At 43.0% G+C, this 16,832-nt stretch carries 14 protein-coding genes; 6 read left to right on the top strand and 8 right to left on the bottom strand.

Features of this window, described 5'->3' with window-relative positions; genetic code table 11:
• Nucleotides 1-344 precede the first annotated feature (344 nt).
• Complete coding sequence (topA, locus tag AB4185_RS02115; RefSeq protein WP_048612738.1) at nucleotides 345-2,975, bottom strand: type I DNA topoisomerase; 2,631 nt, start codon at nucleotides 2,973-2,975, stop codon at nucleotides 345-347.
• Nucleotides 2,976-3,414: 439 nt separating this feature from the next.
• Here topA and AB4185_RS02120 point away from each other — a divergent pair, with 439 nt between their 5' ends.
• Complete coding sequence (locus AB4185_RS02120) at nucleotides 3,415-3,660, top strand: YciN family protein (RefSeq protein WP_017062104.1); 246 nt, start codon at nucleotides 3,415-3,417, stop codon at nucleotides 3,658-3,660.
• A 61-nt stretch (nucleotides 3,661-3,721) separates the two neighbouring features.
• Here the strand turns inward: AB4185_RS02120 and aroA are convergent, their stop codons facing one another.
• Both aroA and AB4185_RS02130 read right to left on the bottom strand, forming a co-directional pair.
• Nucleotides 3,722-5,002: a 3-phosphoshikimate 1-carboxyvinyltransferase gene (aroA, locus tag AB4185_RS02125; protein WP_017062105.1), complete on the bottom strand. Its 1,281-nt coding sequence runs from the start codon at nucleotides 5,000-5,002 to the stop codon at nucleotides 3,722-3,724.
• A 162-nt stretch (nucleotides 5,003-5,164) separates the two neighbouring features.
• Nucleotides 5,165-5,620 carry a glycine zipper 2TM domain-containing protein gene (locus tag AB4185_RS02130; protein WP_050634895.1) on the bottom strand — a complete coding sequence of 152 codons (456 nt, stop codon included), beginning with the start codon at nucleotides 5,618-5,620 and terminating at the stop codon, nucleotides 5,165-5,167.
• Between the two features lie 53 nt (nucleotides 5,621-5,673).
• On the opposite strand from AB4185_RS02130, the gene aat reads away from it, so the two are divergent.
• The 3 genes from aat (at nucleotide 5,674) to infA (ending at nucleotide 7,382) form a co-directional block, all read left to right on the top strand.
• Nucleotides 5,674-6,384: a leucyl/phenylalanyl-tRNA--protein transferase gene (aat, locus tag AB4185_RS02135; RefSeq protein ID WP_017063504.1), complete on the top strand. Its 711-nt coding sequence runs from the start codon at nucleotides 5,674-5,676 to the stop codon at nucleotides 6,382-6,384.
• Nucleotides 6,384-7,082 (top strand): arginyltransferase, encoded by a 699-nt coding sequence (locus AB4185_RS02140; RefSeq protein WP_017062107.1) that lies wholly within the window; start codon nucleotides 6,384-6,386, stop codon nucleotides 7,080-7,082. Before aat ends, AB4185_RS02140 begins: the two co-directional genes overlap by 1 nt.
• Before the next feature lie 81 nt (nucleotides 7,083-7,163).
• Entirely contained in the window at nucleotides 7,164-7,382 is a 219-nt protein-coding gene (infA, locus tag AB4185_RS02145) for a translation initiation factor IF-1 (RefSeq protein WP_001040192.1), read from the top strand.
• Between the two features lie 166 nt (nucleotides 7,383-7,548).
• Here the strand turns inward: infA and clpA are convergent, their stop codons facing one another.
• Together clpA and clpS are read right to left on the bottom strand one after the other, a co-directional pair.
• Nucleotides 7,549-9,822 (bottom strand): ATP-dependent Clp protease ATP-binding subunit ClpA, encoded by a 2,274-nt coding sequence (gene clpA, locus AB4185_RS02150; RefSeq protein ID WP_017062108.1) that lies wholly within the window; start codon nucleotides 9,820-9,822, stop codon nucleotides 7,549-7,551.
• Nucleotides 9,823-9,861: 39 nt separating this feature from the next.
• On the bottom strand, nucleotides 9,862-10,182 hold the full coding sequence (clpS, locus tag AB4185_RS02155; protein ID WP_004737430.1) for an ATP-dependent Clp protease adapter ClpS: 321 nt from the start codon (nucleotides 10,180-10,182) through the stop codon (nucleotides 9,862-9,864).
• Nucleotides 10,183-10,767: 585 nt separating this feature from the next.
• On the opposite strand from clpS, the gene cspD reads away from it, so the two are divergent.
• Entirely contained in the window at nucleotides 10,768-10,989 is a 222-nt protein-coding gene (gene cspD / locus AB4185_RS02160) for a cold shock domain-containing protein CspD (protein WP_004736548.1), read from the top strand.
• Between the two features lie 326 nt (nucleotides 10,990-11,315).
• Here cspD and AB4185_RS02165 read toward each other — a convergent pair whose 3' ends face one another.
• Entirely contained in the window at nucleotides 11,316-13,541 is a 2,226-nt protein-coding gene (locus AB4185_RS02165) for an NADP-dependent isocitrate dehydrogenase (protein ID WP_017067848.1), read from the bottom strand.
• A gap of 321 nt (nucleotides 13,542-13,862) precedes the next feature.
• On the opposite strand from AB4185_RS02165, the gene AB4185_RS02170 reads away from it, so the two are divergent.
• Nucleotides 13,863-14,591 carry a pseudouridine synthase gene (locus AB4185_RS02170; protein WP_102332492.1) on the top strand — a complete coding sequence of 243 codons (729 nt, stop codon included), beginning with the start codon at nucleotides 13,863-13,865 and terminating at the stop codon, nucleotides 14,589-14,591.
• Between the two features lie 58 nt (nucleotides 14,592-14,649).
• Here the strand turns inward: AB4185_RS02170 and AB4185_RS02175 are convergent, their stop codons facing one another.
• Both AB4185_RS02175 and AB4185_RS02180 read right to left on the bottom strand, forming a co-directional pair.
• Nucleotides 14,650-15,357 carry a DUF2057 family protein gene (locus tag AB4185_RS02175; protein WP_017062111.1) on the bottom strand — a complete coding sequence of 236 codons (708 nt, stop codon included), beginning with the start codon at nucleotides 15,355-15,357 and terminating at the stop codon, nucleotides 14,650-14,652.
• 77 nt (nucleotides 15,358-15,434) lie between these two features.
• Nucleotides 15,435-16,427, bottom strand: coding sequence for a porin (locus AB4185_RS02180; protein WP_372134775.1), 993 nt, complete (start codon nucleotides 16,425-16,427; stop codon nucleotides 15,435-15,437).
• Nucleotides 16,428-16,832: the final 405 nt, after the last annotated feature.

The following is a 16,832-nucleotide window of genomic DNA, read 5'->3' on the forward strand; positions in this document are numbered from 1 at the left end:
GGCCGAATTCAATTTTTAATACGCCATTCTGTGGTACGTAAGCTGATTGCTTTCCTAAGACTTAAAGCAGCTCACACTACACCGTCCAGACGAAACATTACATTAACACCCGACACACATCAGGTATACAACTAAACGCTGATCTGTGAGTTACAATATTTTAATTAAGTTACATTTTCGTTAAAGTTGCATAAGAAGATATGATTAATTGCCGCCATTAATTTCGCAGTGTGAATTTAATAAATCCCCACCGACGAAACACCAGGTCAACAAGTTGCATAATTAGTCATATTGAGATCAAAAAAAAGCAGCCATTAGGCTGCTTTTTCATCAATAACGTTCAGTTACTTCTCTTTAGGCTTTTTACGCTTATCCGTAACTTCCCACTTACCGTCGATGTACAACGCAGTCCAACCGGACGGTTTTCCATCTACTTCAGTACGAACGTAGTTTTCTTTAGTCTTACGACTAAAACGAACCACTGTCGGCTTACCATCAGGGTCAGCAACTGGCGCTGATGCTAGGTATTGGAACTTAGGTGAGATACGGTCTTTAAAACGAACCAACTCTTCCACTAATGGTGCACGTGTTTCACGTGATTTAGGGAAGTTGCTCGCAGCCATAAATAGACCAGAAGCACCATCACGAAGAACAAAGTACGCGTCTGAATTTTCACATGGAAGTTCAGGGAAATGTACCGGGTCTTCTTTCGGTGGCGCAACTTCGCCATTTTTTAGAATCTTACGAGTGTTCTTACAATCGTCATTGGTACAATCCATGTATTTACCAAAACGACCGTTCTTCAGAACCATGTCAGAACCACACTTGTCACACTCAACAAGTGGACCATCATAGCCTTTCACTTTAAATTCGCCGTGCTCAACCACATAACCTTCACAGTTCGGGTTGTTACCACATACGTGCATCTTACGCTTATCATCGATTAGATAAGCATCCATTGCCGTTTCACAAATAGGACAACGCTTTTTAGCTCGAAGTGCTGCTGTTTCAACGTCTTCTTCAAGCACGTTGATAATGCCTTCTTCATCACCAAGGTTGATTGTTGTCTTACAACGCTCTTTTGGTGGAAGTGCATAGCCAGAACAACCAAGGAATACGCCTGTCGAAGCAGTACGAATACCCATTTTACGACTACAAGTCGGACACTCAATATCGGTTTCCACGATATGATTTGGCTTCATGCCACCAGCGTCTTCGTCTAAATCTGCTTTTTCCAAATCGCCAGTAAAGTCTTCGAAGAAGTTATCTAGCACGCCTTTCCAGCTTGCTTCGCCTTCTGCGATTTGGTCCAACTTCTGCTCCATACGAGCAGTGAAGTCGTAGTTCATTAGGTCGTTGAAGCTGCCGTCTAGACGGTCAGTAACAATTTCACCCATCTTCTCAGCATAGAAACGACGCTGTTCAACTTTTACATAACCACGATCTTGAATCGTCGAGATGATAGATGCGTATGTTGAAGGACGACCAATACCACGCTTCTCAAGCTCTTTAACTAGCGCCGCTTCAGTGAAACGAGCCGGTGGCTTAGTGAAGTGCTGTTTAGGGTCTAGCGCGATCAGGTCAAGCTTATCGCCGATCTGAACTGCTGGAAGGATCGTATCTTCGTTCTTACCCATTGGACGCTGAACACGAGTCCAACCATCAAATTTAAGGATACGACCTTTCGCTTTTAACGTGTACTCATCGGCTTTAACGCTTACTGTCGTTGAATCGTATTGAGCTGGTGTCATTTGACACGCAACGAATTGATTCCAAATTAGCGAATAAAGCTTGTGTGCGTCTGCATCTACGCCGTTTAGGTCTTCCGACTTAACATCTACACTTGAAGGACGAATCGCTTCGTGGGCCTCTTGAGCGCCCTCTTTGCTGCCGTATACAAGTGCTTTAGGTGGAAGGTATTGCGCGCCGTACTCAGAACCAATGTATTCACGAGCGGCTTCTACAGCTTCTGAGCTCAAGTTAGTTGAGTCAGTACGCATATAAGTGATGTAACCCGCTTCATACAGGCGTTGAGCCAGCATCATGGTTTTCTTTACGCCATAACCAAGACGCGTACTCGCCGCTTGTTGCAGCGTCGACGTGATGTAAGGTGCAGACGGCTTACTCTTTGTTGGGCGGTCTTCACGTTTACATACTTCGTATTGCGCTTTTTCTAAAACGCTAACAGCAGCTTGTGTTTGCGCTTCATTTTCAGGTTTAAACGCAACACCGTCTTTCTGTGCAACTTGCAGTCTAAAGTCGGTTTTCTCTGCTGTTTTAGTATCAGCATGCACATCCCAGAACTCTTCAGGGATAAAGGCGTTGATCTCGCGCTCACGCTCTACCAGTAGTTTTACCGCTACTGATTGAACACGGCCAGCGGACAGGCCTCGTGCTACTTTTTTCCAAAGCAGAGGTGACACCATAAAGCCAACAACACGGTCCATAAAACGTCGTGCTTGTTGTGCGTTTACGCCATCAATATTTAGCTCACCTGGCGTTTCGAAAGCTTGTTGAATAGCATTCTTGGTGATTTCGTTAAAAACCACTCGCTTGTATCGCGTTTCATCGCCGCCGATGATCTCACGAAGGTGCCATGCGATAGCTTCTCCTTCGCGGTCCAAATCGGTTGCGAGATAAACATGGTCTGCGTTCTCAGCCAGTTTTTGCAATTCAGCGACGACTTTCTCTTTACCAGGTAGGATTTGATAGTTCGCTTCCCACTCTTTATATGGGTTGATACCCATCTTTTTGATAAGAGCTTTGCGATCTTTTTCTTTTTTGATACGAGCTTTGTCTTCTGGGCTCATACCCTTGGTTGAAACTGCAGCAGCCTTTTGACCAGTACTTTGACCTGCCGTTGGTAAATCACGTACGTGACCTACACTCGACTTAACGACAAAGTCTTTGCCAAGATATTTATTGATAGTTTTAGCCTTGGCTGGCGACTCCACTATAACGAGCGATTTACCCATATTGACTCTAACGTCCTTAATCACGATGCTTCAGCACCAACAATTTAGCTTGTGGGCTTTTACGCATGATATTCTAAATTCATTGCTTCTTTTTTTACTATTGTGCGAGATTACTAGAAGATCAACCGCTTTTTTCAAAATTGGATCTGATCGCTCGACAATTCGACGACTCATAGATAAAAGGGTCACAATATAAAGAAGCTATAAAGTACTCACTAAGAATACTTGCAAGAGCCTATTCATCAGGCATTACGTCTAAACGGGCTCATACTAAGCTTGTCCGCGAATCTAACGCGAGCCCCATTCAATTATTTTTGCCGTAAATCACAAAATAAATTGTGGATGTTTGAAAAGACTCTCTTAATCGGTTGTGAAATCATTGAATTTCTAGTTCGACACCATAAACTCAACGTTATATTCAGTTATCAGAGATAAACTCATGACAAAGAAAGTAATAGCAGAATTTGATTTACTGCTTATCGCAAACCAAATTATCCAATCACATGATGACTACATTGAAGGCATGCGCGCAAACAGCGTAGTAGAAAAAGACGATGTACTCGTCTTCAAAGGTGAATACTTCTTAGACAGCAATGGAATGCCGACCGAGAATACAACCGCGGTATTTAACATGTTTAAATACTTAGCGCACCACCTTTCGAAAGAATTTACAATTCAGCAATAATTAAAAAGCTTGCCACTTAGGCAAGCTTTTTTGTTCCTAAACCTTTACATACTAAGCATTTTTATAGACTTAGCATTTTCAGCTTGTCGAAGTAATCAGGGAATGTCTTTGACGTACAACCTGGATCATTAATCGTCACAGGCGTATCGCTCAAGGCAACCAGCGAGAAACACATCGCCATACGGTGATCATCGTAAGTATCAATCGCCGCATGAGTCAGTTCAGCCACAGGGTTAACAATAATGTAATCTTCACCCTCTTCCACTTCAGCGCCGACTTTGCGTAGCTCTGTTGCCATTGCAGCCAAGCGATCTGTCTCTTTCACACGCCAGTTGTAGACATTACGGATTGCCGTTGTGCCTTTCGCAAACAATGCGGTTGTCGCGATAGTCATCGCAGCATCTGGGATATGGTTATAGTCCATATCAATGCCTTTCAGCTCGCCACAACGAGAAATAACGTAGTCGTCACCCCATTCGATTTCCGCACCCATTTTCTCAAGCGCATCAGCGAATTGGATATCACCTTGGATACTGTTTTTACCAATACCAGTGACCTTAATCTCACCACCTTTGATAGCAGCGGCTGCAAGGAAATATGACGCAGATGATGCATCACCTTCAACCAAGAAATCACCCGGTGCCGAGTAAGATTGCCCGGTAGGAATCACAAACTCTTGGTAATCATTATTGATCACGTCCACACCAAATTGCTTCATGATGTGCAGCGTAATATCGATGTAAGGTTTAGAAACCAATTCACCGTCAATTTTAATGGTCACTTCACCTTCAGCTAAAGGCGCAGCCATCAAAAATGCCGTCAAAAATTGACTAGAGATCGAACCGTCGATAGAAACCGTACCGCTCTTCAAACCGGTACCTGTGATCTTCAATGGCGGGTAGTTTTCGTTCTCTAAATATTCAACGTCGGCACCGGCTTCTCGTAGTGCTGTTACTAAGTGGCCAATTGGGCGCTCTTTCATGCGAGGCTCACCAGTAAGAACGTATTCACCGCGACCTAAACATAGTGCAGCCGCCAACGGACGCATCGCCGTACCCGCGTTACCTAAGAAAAGCTCTAGGGCTTTGTCACTTGAGAATGCACCACCAACACCTGTCACTTCACAAACGGTTTTGTCTGCAGACAACTGATAATCAACACCTAACTGAGTCAATGCATTCAACATATGACGAATATCATCACTGTCTAGCAAGTTTGTTAAGCGAGTGGTTCCCGTAGAAAGTGCAGCCAAAAGAAGTGCACGGTTGGAAACGCTTTTTGAACCAGGTAGGTTAACTTCCCCGTTCACTTTTTGAATTGGTTGTAACGTAAGGCTTTCCATTAAATCTTATAGTCCTTGTACCACCCGAAGTCACTGGTGCGTATTTATTTTCGGGTGATGAATAATTCTTCGTACTTGCAGACTAACGAACTTTTCCAACGAACTCCAGAGCTAATCCGGCCCAAACCGGTGATTAATTAGCCAATCAATCGTATTTATATACTAGTACGCGAGATCAACTCGAACACCATCTGAAAAATAGAGAATTCGTACATCATCGCCTCGGTTGAACAGCATCGAGTTATCGACATCTTGGATAATGTTGACCAACTTGTCGTCTTTGGTTTTGACCAATAACTCGACCAGTTTGTACTCTACTTTATATTGTGTGTTACCTCGGTTACGAGCAATACCCGCACCTGCTACTGCACCTACAGCTGTCGCCACTTCTTTACCAGTGCCGCCGCCAAACTGGTTACCAATCAAGCCACCAATCGCCGCACCTAACAAGGTTTCCCAACCATTCGCTTTCGACTCAACGATCTCTTGCTGAGTGATGTATCTGACCGTATCAATCTCACCATAAACCACCTCGTTTACTGGTCGAGCTTGGTTTCTGTTGTAAGCTGCATTTGCCAACATGGGCAAAACAAGTAAAATCCAAAGCAACTTCTTCATGGTAAAACTCCTAAAGACCTCTTGGTCAGTGATTAATCTGTAATGCGGTACTTATGACTATATACCTAACCGAACTTGATACTACTAGTATAGAGTTTCCTTCGCCTTTCGACGCGCTTGATGACCCCAACGGTCTGCTCGCCTTCGGTGGTGATTTATCACCAATGCGAATTTTAAACGCTTATAGCCAAGGTATATTTCCATGGTATGGCCCAGGTGAGCCTATACTTTGGTGGAGCCCTGCACCGCGAGCGGTATTTAATCCTAAGACATTCGAACCGTCAAAAAGTCTTAAAAAGTTTCAAAGAAAGCACAATTACCGAGTCAGCATCAACCAAGCGACGGACAGAGTAATTGGTTATTGCTCTTCACTAAGACCCGAAGAAGAAACCTGGCTAAACAGCGACATGCAGTCAGCCTACCGCAAACTCGCTTCATTAGGTTTCTGCCACTCGGTTGAGGTTTGGCAAGATGATGAACTGATCGGTGGACTTTACGGCTTACAAAGAGGCCAAGTCTTTTGCGGTGAATCGATGTTCAGCCTAAAGACCAATGCCTCTAAAATTGCGCTGTGGTACTTTTGTAAACACTTTACCCGATTCGGCGGACAACTGATTGATTGCCAAGTCATGAACCCTCACTTGGAATCCTTGGGCGCTATCGAGGTTGATAGGGATGAATTCCTAGGCTCTCTGCAATTACTCAAAGAGTTCTCCGTTGACGATGCATGCTTTAAAACCCAATGGCTAAAGGAAATGCCTTAATGAATCCAGATTTACAACAAATCAGAATTGGATTAACAGACAATCACGCTTGCAGCTACTTACCTCACTTCGAAGAGAGAGTGGCGGTCACGCTTGACGAACACATGCACACCTCAGATAACTATGAAGTTCTGCTTGCGAATGGATTTCGCCGCAGTGGTTCAACCATTTATAAGCCACATTGCGATAATTGCTCAGCATGCCAAGCGATTCGGCTTTCAATTCCTGAGGTTAAGCTTTCCAAAAGCCAACGACGGATCCTTAACAAAGGAAAATCACTACGTTGGGAACTGAAAGATGAGATGGATGACAACTGGTTTGACTTATACAGTCGCTATATCACCGCTCGTCACCGTTCGGGAACCATGTACCCACCCAAGAAAGAAGAGTTTCTACAATTCTCTAAAAATGAGTGGCTTACTACAAAGTTCATGCACATCTATGATGAGAACAAGTTGGTTGGTATCGCCGTAACCGACATCATGGCTCACTGTACGAGCGCGTTTTATACCTTCTTCGCTCCTGATATAGACATTTCGATGGGAACACTTGGCGTTCTATTTCAGATCCAACATGCCCAGAAAGAACAAAAACAATGGTTATATTTGGGTTATCAAATCGATGAATGCCCTGCGATGAACTATAAAGTACGATTTCAACGTCATCAAAGGCTAGTAAATCAGCGGTGGCAAGGGTAGAATACGCGACAACTTTACATATTTTGATTTTAACGGCACAATCAAGCCGTTGAAAACCGCCAAATTTCGAAAGAGGATTAGATGGCTAAAGAAGACGTAATCGAGATGCAAGGCACTGTCCTTGATACTCTACCAAACACAATGTTCCGTGTTGAGCTTGAAAACGGTCACGTAGTGACAGCACACATCTCTGGTAAAATGCGTAAGAACTACATCCGTATTCTTACTGGTGATAAAGTAACTGTTGAGATGACTCCATACGACCTTTCTAAAGGCCGCATCGTCTTCCGTGCTCGTTAATTTTTAATTAGCGAATACAATAAGAAGCGGAGCTTAAGGCTCCGTTTTTTATTGCCTGAGCTTTTTACTACACAAGCACATCAATCTCGCATCTCGCAAGCATAAAAAAACGCACAACCTAAGTCATGCGTTTTATATTTAAGCCTTTGATTTATCAATCACTTCGTTAGTGCATGACCTCTTCTTTAGCACCAACATAGATGAAATCCAATTCGTCTTTTTTCAGGGATACTTTAACCGTACCGCCATCAACCAAGCTACCGAACAGTAACTCGTTAGCAAGTGGTTTCTTAAGCTTCTCTTGAATAACACGTCCCATTGGACGAGCACCCATGGTCTTGTCATAGCCTTTATCAGCTAACCAGTGACGAGCATCCTCAGAAACCTCTAAAGACACGCCACGAGCGTCCAGTTGAACCTGAAGCTCGACAATGAACTTATCAACTACTTGGCTAATCACACTTGGGTCAAGGCTGTTGAACCAAATGATATTATCAAGACGGTTACGGAACTCAGGAGTAAATACCTTCTTGATTTCGCCCATCGCATCTGGCGCATGATCTTGTTGGATCAGGCCGATCGATTTCTTCTCGGTTTCAGCCACACCTGCGTTGGTCGTCATCACTAGAATCACATTACGGAAGTCCGCTTTGCGACCATTGTTGTCAGTTAGCGTGCCGTTATCCATTACCTGCAGTAGCAAGTTAAAGATATCTGGGTGAGCTTTCTCGATTTCATCCAGTAACACAACAGAGTGCGGGTTCTTGATTACGGCATCCGTTAGCAAACCACCTTGGTCGTAACCAACATAACCAGGAGGCGCACCAATCAAGCGGCTCACTGAGTGTCGCTCACCGTACTCAGACATATCAAAGCGCAGAAGCTCAATACCCATCAACTTAGACAGCTGAACAGTCACCTCTGTTTTACCGACACCAGTAGGACCAGCAAACAAGAATGAACCAACAGGTTTATTGTCTGCACCCAATCCAGCACGGGTCAGCTTAATCGCTTCACTCAATACATCGATTGCAGGGTCTTGTCCGAATACCAACATTTTCATGCGCTCATCCAGTTTCTGGAGTGTATCTTTGTCTGAAGACGATACTGACTTTTCAGGAATACGCGCCATTTTCGCAACCATTGACTCAATATCAGCCACGCTTACCGTTTTCTTACGACGGCTTGCAGGTGCCAAACGACTACGAGCGCCCGCTTCATCGATTACGTCAATGGCCTTATCAGGAAGGTGGCGTTCATTAATGTATTTAGCTGACAGTTCCACAGCGGCACGCAACGCTTTGTTGGTGTAGCGCACTTCGTGGTGAGCTTCGTATTTTGGCTTCAAGCCAATCAGGATCTTGGTCGTATCGTCTAGCGATGGTTCAATAATATCTATTTTCTGGAAGCGACGAGCTAAAGCACGCTCCTTCTCAAAAATACTGCTGTACTCTTGGTACGTTGTTGAACCGATGCAACGTAATTTGCCACTGCTTAGTAATGGTTTAATTAAGTTTGCCGCATCAACCTGACCACCCGATGCAGCCCCGGCACCGATAATGGTGTGGATCTCATCGATGAACAGAATCGCGTCTTCTTCTTTCTCCAGTTGCTTAAGAATCGCTTTAAAACGTTTCTCAAAGTCACCACGATATTTGGTTCCGGCTAACAGTGAACCGATATCTAGAGAATAAATTACGCTGCTCTGAATGATTTCAGGCACTTGTCCTTCAACGATGCGCCATGCAAGACCTTCCGCGATGGCAGTTTTACCTACCCCCGCTTCACCCACTAACAGAGGGTTGTTCTTACGACGACGACACAGAACTTGGATAGTGCGTTCCAGCTCTTTGTCACGACCGATTAGTGGGTCAATATTGCCCTGCTTTGCGACTTCGTTAAGGTTAGTAGCAAAATTTTCTAAACGGTCTTCAGAGTTAGCTTCTTCAGCATTTTCTGCACCACCAAATGAATCGGATGATGAAGGACTGTCGCCTTCGTTGCTCGCTTTGGTAATACCGTGTGAGATGAAGTTAACAATATCTAAGCGACTAATGTCGTTTTTCTTAAGAAGATATGCCGCGTGAGATTCTTGCTCACTAAAAATAGCCACAAGTACGTTAGCACCTGTTACTTCGCTGCGACCTGAAGATTGAACATGAAAAACAGCGCGTTGAAGTACTCGTTGGAAGCTCAACGTAGGCTGAGTTTCGCGAGTTTCGTCGCTTTCAGGGATAAGTGGGGTCGTTTGATCGATAAAAATATCGAGCTCATTGCGAAGAGCATCGAGATCAGCCTGACAAGCTTGGAGCGCTTCCTTGGCCGCATCATTTTCTAATAATGCTAGTAGGAGGTGTTCGACAGTCATGAATTCATGTCGCTTGTCTCGCGCACGAGCAAATGCGCCATTTAAACTCGTCTCTAATTCTTTATTTAGCATAAGTACCTCCTAAGGGAACAACAGTGTTGTTCGAGCAATTTATACTTGCTCCATTGTACATAGTAGCGGATGCTCATTTTCCTTTGAGTACATCGTGACCTGCGCTACCTTTGTTTCCGCTATTTCAGCACTGTATGTGCCGCATATAGCTTTACCTTCATAATGAACCTTGAGCATCACTTCCGTTGCTTTTTCGATATCTAGTGAGAAGAATCGCTCTAGGATCTCGATTACAAAGTCCATGGGCGTGTAGTCATCGTTATTCAACACAACGTTATACATCGCCGGTGGCTTTACTTTTGTTGCTTCTTTCTCCAGTAAATCTGAGCCTGGAGATGCCCATTCAAAGTTTCTGCTCATATCGCTTTGCTAAGGGTTATTTTTCGGAAGTCGTGAGTGTTTACCTAACTCAAATTTACCACATTCACGCTTTACCGTGTACTAAGAAACTGCACCTAGAAACAGTACCAAAAAATATTCCTCTATACTGAGCCTAATCCACCATTTCCATCGCTGCAAATAAAAGATCTCGATTAACAAGATTAACATATGTGATTGATTAAAAAGACGCCATAACTATTGATACTAACGATAAGATTACCGCTAAGTTACTATTTGGTTAATAGTTTGCGGTTAATCTCGAATGTGATTTGTTATTAAAATTGATCACTTTTATACCAATTTACTATTGACTGTGCTCAATCATTAGCTACATTGGAGCTAAAAGGTTTTTTAATACACTTTTGCAACATGAATTAAAATCAGTAACACGCTTCAAAAATTAACAATAAGGAATAATTACGCAGGGTAGCGTTAATTTCCGTAAGCAATGTACGAGATTCAAGCTATTAGCTGAAATTCTTTAGCTGGTAGGAATGATATCAATCGCACTTACAACAATTGATATAACAACGTTAGTAACAAAATGCATGAGGGATGTATAGCATGGCTACAGGTACAGTAAAATGGTTTAACAATGCCAAAGGGTTTGGCTTTATTTGTCCAGAAGGTGAAGACGGCGATATTTTCGCGCACTACTCCACAATACAAATGGAAGGTTATCGAACCTTAAAGGCTGGTCAGCAGGTCGACTATGAAGTAGAAAGTGGACCTAAAGGCTCGCATGCTAGCTCCGTTGTTCCTGTAGAAGGCAGCGCCGCAAAATAGGCGAATGCAAACTCATGTTAACCTCCATCAGTCGTCATTAACGGTGACAGGTAAACAGAATATTGAAACCGCTCATTTAATACCTGTAACACAGGATTACGTGAGCGGTTTTTTTCGTTTTGGGGGCTCTAAAGTTGCTCACTGGACAATGAGCTCGAAGAGCTACTCCCCTTAAGCTAGGTCTTAAGAAGTATTAGACAGAAAAAAGACGCTTTAACATTATCGTTAAAGCGTCTTTCGTTTTGACTTTATCTATAACTTAGCTATCAGCCTAAGCAACTCGTTAGCAAATCACGTTCATGAGTGACTAACGATGAGTCCAATCACTATGCATCAATAAACGCGTTTAGCGTTGAGCTTGGGCGCATTAGTGTTGAAACCAATGCATCGTCAAGTAGGTAGTAACCACCTAAGTCGCCAGCCACACCTTGAGCGTTGTTCAGCTCTGCAACGATCGCTTCTTCACTTTCAGCCAGTTGACTTGCCACACCTGCAAACTCAGCAGCAAGATCAGCGTCAGCCGTTTGCTCAGCAAGCGCCTTAGCCCAGTATGCCGCTAGATAGTAGTGGCTACCACGGTTATCAAGCTCACCTACTCGACGTGAAGGAGACTTGTTGTTATCAAGGAACTCACCCGTCGCTTTATCAAGCGCATCAGCTAGAACTTGTGCTTTAGCGTTACCTGTTACTACGCTCAGGTGCTCTAGAGATGCCGCTAGTGCCAAGAATTCACCTAGAGAATCCCAACGCAGGTGGTTTTCTTTCTCTACTTGTTGAACATGTTTAGGAGCAGAGCCGCCAGCACCTGTTTCAAACAGACCACCACCGTTCATTAGTGGAACAATCGATAGCATCTTAGCTGATGTACCAAGCTCTAAAATCGGGAACAAGTCAGTTAGGTAATCACGTAATACGTTACCAGTAACCGAAATAGTATCTAGGCCTTCTTTGATACGAACCAGTGAGTATTGAGTCGCTTCAAGTGGAGCAAGGATCTTAATTTCAAGACCATCGGTATCGTATTCAGGAAGGTATGCTTCAACTTTCTTGATAAGCTGAGCATCATGTGCGCGTGACGCATCTAGCCAAAATACCGCTGGAACACCCGATGCACGAGCACGCGTTACCGCAAGCTTAACCCAGTCTTGGATTGGTGCATCTTTAACCTGACACATACGGAAGATATCGCCTTCCTCTACGTCTTGCTCAAGAAGCACAGCGCCTGAAGCGTCAACAACTTGAACCTGACCAGCAGCTTCAAGGATGAAAGTCTTATCATGAGAACCGTACTCTTCCGCTTTTTGAGCCATCAAGCCAACGTTTGGTACGCTACCCATCGTTGTTGGATCGAACGCGCCGTTCTCTTTACAGAAATCAATAACCGCTTGGTAAATGCTCGCGTAGCTACGATCTGGGATCATTGCTTTGGTATCTTTTTGCTTACCTTCTGGATCCCACATTTGACCAGAAGAACGCAGCATTGCAGGCATAGATGCATCCACAATGATATCGCTTGGTACGTGTAGGTTAGTAATGCCACGGTCCGAATCAACCATCGCTAGTGGTGGCTGAGTCTCGTATACCGCTTGCAGGTCAGCTTCGATTGCTTCTTTCTGCTCTTGAGGAAGCGCATCAATCTTCGCGTAGACATCACCGATGCCGTTATTTACATCAACGCCTAGCTCTTCAAACAGCTGACCGTGTTTAGCAAATACGTCTTTGTAGTAAACCTTAACCGCGTGACCAAAGATCACTGGGTCAGATACTTTCATCATCGTCGCTTTCAAGTGAAGAGAAAGCAGTACACCTTGCTCTTTAGCCGATGCGATTTCTTTTTCGAAGAATGCAACCAAAGCGGCCTTATTCATCACTGACGCATCAATGATCTCTTTATCTTGCAGTGCAAAAGCTGGCTTCAATGTTTTCTTCGCACCATCTTTGCCAACGAATTCAATGCTAACTTCTGTAGCACCTTCAATGGTTACTGACTTTTCGCTACCGAAGAAGTCTTTGTCGTCCATACTTGAAACGTGCGACTTAGAATCTGCAGACCAAGCACCCATTGAGTGTGGGTTCTTCTTCGCGTAGTTTTTAACAGAAAGTGGAGCGCGGCGATCCGAGTTACCTTCACGCAATACTGGATTTACTGCACTGCCTTTGATTTTGTCGTAAGTCGCTTTTACTGCTTTCTCTTCGTCAGTGTTTGCTTCTTCTGGGTAATTAGGAAGTGCGTAACCTTTTGACTGTAGCTCTTTGATTGTTGCTTGAAGCTGAGGTACAGATGCAGAGATGTTTGGAAGCTTGATAATGTTTGCTTCTGGTGTCTTAGCCAATTCACCTAGTTCTGCTAATGCATCACCAATACGTTGCTCTTCGTTCAAATAGTCAGGGAAGTTGGCAATAATACGCCCTGCAAGTGAAATGTCGCGAGTATCAACGTTAATACCAGAAGAAGCTGTAAAAGATTGAATGATAGGCAGCAGAGAGTATGTTGCTAGCGCCGGAGCTTCGTCTGTAATGGTATAGATGATCGTTGGTTTTTCAGTAGGCATGAAATTTCCCTATAGTTCTTACAAGCTCATTTAAAGTAGTGAGCGTGTTATAAATTGACCAGTAAGCCACTCTAAGAGTGAAAACTGCTTACTCGATAGTCGTACTCTATCTTATTTTTCATACAATCTTGATGACAGCATGAACCAAATCCGTGAGTGCGTTGTTATAATAAAACACGAAGGTATAATTAAACAAATCAGGCTTAAGAGTCCATCAACTTGTTCTATTTTGTGTCTTTTAGGCGCGCAAATGATAGCTCAATTCCGTTTCAGTGAAAACTTTTCAGCACACTTCGTTTACATTTTTGCAAGGTAGTTAACATGTCTACTCGCTCACGCAGCGCATCTCGTTCAGACAAACCGGCTCGTTCTGGTGCAACATTAAAACAAAGCGGTAATAGACAAAGCCGAAGCAGTGATAAGAATAACACTGGCAATTCGCACAACAAATCTCACTCAAGCAAGCACCGATATAAAGGCAAGCCTACCAATGCAAAACCTAAGGTTGCGCTCGAAGATCGCAAAGTAATTCTGTTCAACAAGCCTTTCGATACTCTAAGCCAATTTACAGATGGCGAAGGGAGAAAAACGCTAGCGGACTTTATTCCAGTGAAAGACGTTTATGCTGCAGGTCGCCTTGACCGCGACAGCGAAGGGTTAATGGTCTTGACCAACGATGGTATTTTTCAAGCTAAGCTAACTCAACCAAACTCAAAATCCCCAAAGACTTACTGGGTACAGGTTGAAGGCGTACCTTCTGAGGAAGATTTAGATAAATTGAGAAAAGGTGTCGAACTAAAAGACGGCATGACACTGCCCGCTCAGGTTGAGGTGATGTCTGAACCTGTTGTGTGGGATAGAACCCCTCCAGTACGCTTCAGAGCCGCGATACCGACAACATGGTTGGCTATTACAATCATTGAAGGACGTAACCGTCAGGTAAGACGAATGACAGCCAATATCGGCTTCCCTACCCTGCGTCTTATCCGTTACTCAATGGGTAATATGAATGTGGGGCAGCTGCAGCCTGGTGAGTGGAAAGAGATTTAACTCATAGCAATATATTAAAGCGAGATTTACGTCTCGCTTTTTTGTACGTGAAGATTGATTACTCTTGGTCAATCATCCATTTACGGAATACTTTACGGTCTTCTTTTGAAGTGCTCAGATACAAAGCTTTAAGTTGTTTCAAAGACTCCGATTTATCTACAACCTGAGCTGATGTGTTAGCCGTTAAACCTTCAGCGTTTACTAGCGTGTTTTCTTCTAAACTTGTAGCATTAACCTTAACTGCAGGACGAACTTGGTTTTCTACAACTAAATAACTCATGGTTACAGCAGCAGCACCACCAACTTTATTATATTCTGTAGCTTCTTCAGAATAACTTCTATTTAGTTGAACTCCGTCACTAGCTAAAATGTCTTCATTTTTGATTAAGGCTTGTCCTTGCTTGTTTTTAATTTCCCAATTCAAGTTTCCAATGTTTTCTTGAGCAGAACGCAAGTTTTTAAACTCAGGCATAGATAAGGTAAGTTCTTCGTTTTTTGCCTCAAATTTAGCGATAATAACAGAACTGTAGACTTTCCTTTGATTATCTCTTTCATCAAATACTGGTTCATATTGAAAAACGATTTGGTTTTCACCGTCAGGTAAAAGCACTGTCTTATCTGCAGAAAACAACCCTTGTTCAAAGTCAGGAACACTCATGTTTACTGAAAGTAAATTTACATTTTCAGGGACATCCAATATTACTTCGGCATCAACTACTGTAGAAGCAACTAACAGCCCCAAAAAAGAATATTTGAAACTTTGCATTATTGTATCCATCCTTATAAAAAATAGGCAAAAAAAAGCCCAACTCTATGTTGGGCTTTTTCTAACAATATATCAAATTACCAGTAAACACGAGCACCGATACCGAAATTGTTTTCGCCCTCAACAGTCTGAGGCGCTACAACCATATCACTACCTTGAGCGGTGAAACCTAGAGTACTACCGTCTGCATAACCATACTCAGCATAGACACGTGCCCAGCTAGCGTACTTGTATTCAGCACCAACGTAAACAACGTTGCTATCTTCTAATAAATCGTGATCTTGAGACACGAACTCATAACCACCATATACTGTTGTTTTATCAGCAACGCCATACGTAGCAGCTACTGAGAAACCTGTTTGGTCTGCTTTATCAATAGCAGATTCAACAGAAGATGCCGCAACAGTTGCACCAACTGTTAGAACATCTTTAGAGTACTCAACAGTACCTTCGTAGTATGTGTTCTCAAGGCCTGTAAAACCAGAACCAGCTACATCATCAGTTGTTTGACCACCACCAACGTGGATATTTACGTCACCAACAGAAAAACCAACGTAAAGTTCAGCTAGCTCTTGATTAGAATCATCTTCTGCTAATCCGTATCCTGCTTTTACCCAGAAGTTGTCAGAATCGTAAGAGTACTTTACTTGTGAGCCATGAAGAGCACTGTTCAAAGCAGAGTAAAGCAGTGCAGAACCACCAAAGAAGTATGAGTAATCAGCGCCGTATACATCATCTGATGTAGTCCATTGCTTACCAAATTTGATTGTTCCCGCTTGATCGCTGCTAAAGCCAAAAATGTGGTTACGTACATACATGTCGCCACTGTCTTTCAATGCAAATTCTACTTTACCAAGAACTTTAAGATCATCAGATACATTATATTGAGCGTCAACACCAGCACGCGAAGAACCTGAACCTAATTTGGCATCTTGCCCGTCTAGGAACTTAAGCTCTGTACGTAGTTGACCGTAAAAGTCTACTGCGCCGTCTTCTGATTTATAAATTTCCGCTGCGTTTACTGAGCCTGCTGCTGCAACAACTGCAAGTGCTAATAGAGTCTTTTTCATAATAAATCCACTGCCTTTTCTAAGAATGGGAGATCCTTGCCCGGTTCCCTTTTATTTTTATGACTGGTCATTACCACTCTTTGTTGGTTAATCACCGTCACTAAATTTCGAGGTCTAGATTGCAAAAGATTATCCTGCGTGTCAAATAAACTAAAAACAAACCTAAAAAAAACACAAAACTTTCAAAATCAATCGCTTACATTTTTTTTCATTGTTTTACGAGCAGCTTATCCTTAGTTTTATCAGGAAATATAATAATCCAAAAAAAGAACAAAACAGCATTTAACACCACAATTAACTCATGCAAACGTCAATTTTCAGAACTTAACACCTACAAGCCAGTCTTTTTTAATATTTATATTTCGCAACATAAATAAAATAGTTAAGTTCCTGATGGTTCAGTTT

The sequence above is a fragment of the Vibrio sp. 10N.286.48.F5 genome (assembly GCF_041469785.1).
Classification (GTDB): Bacteria; Pseudomonadota; Gammaproteobacteria; order Enterobacterales; family Vibrionaceae; genus Vibrio; species Vibrio crassostreae_C.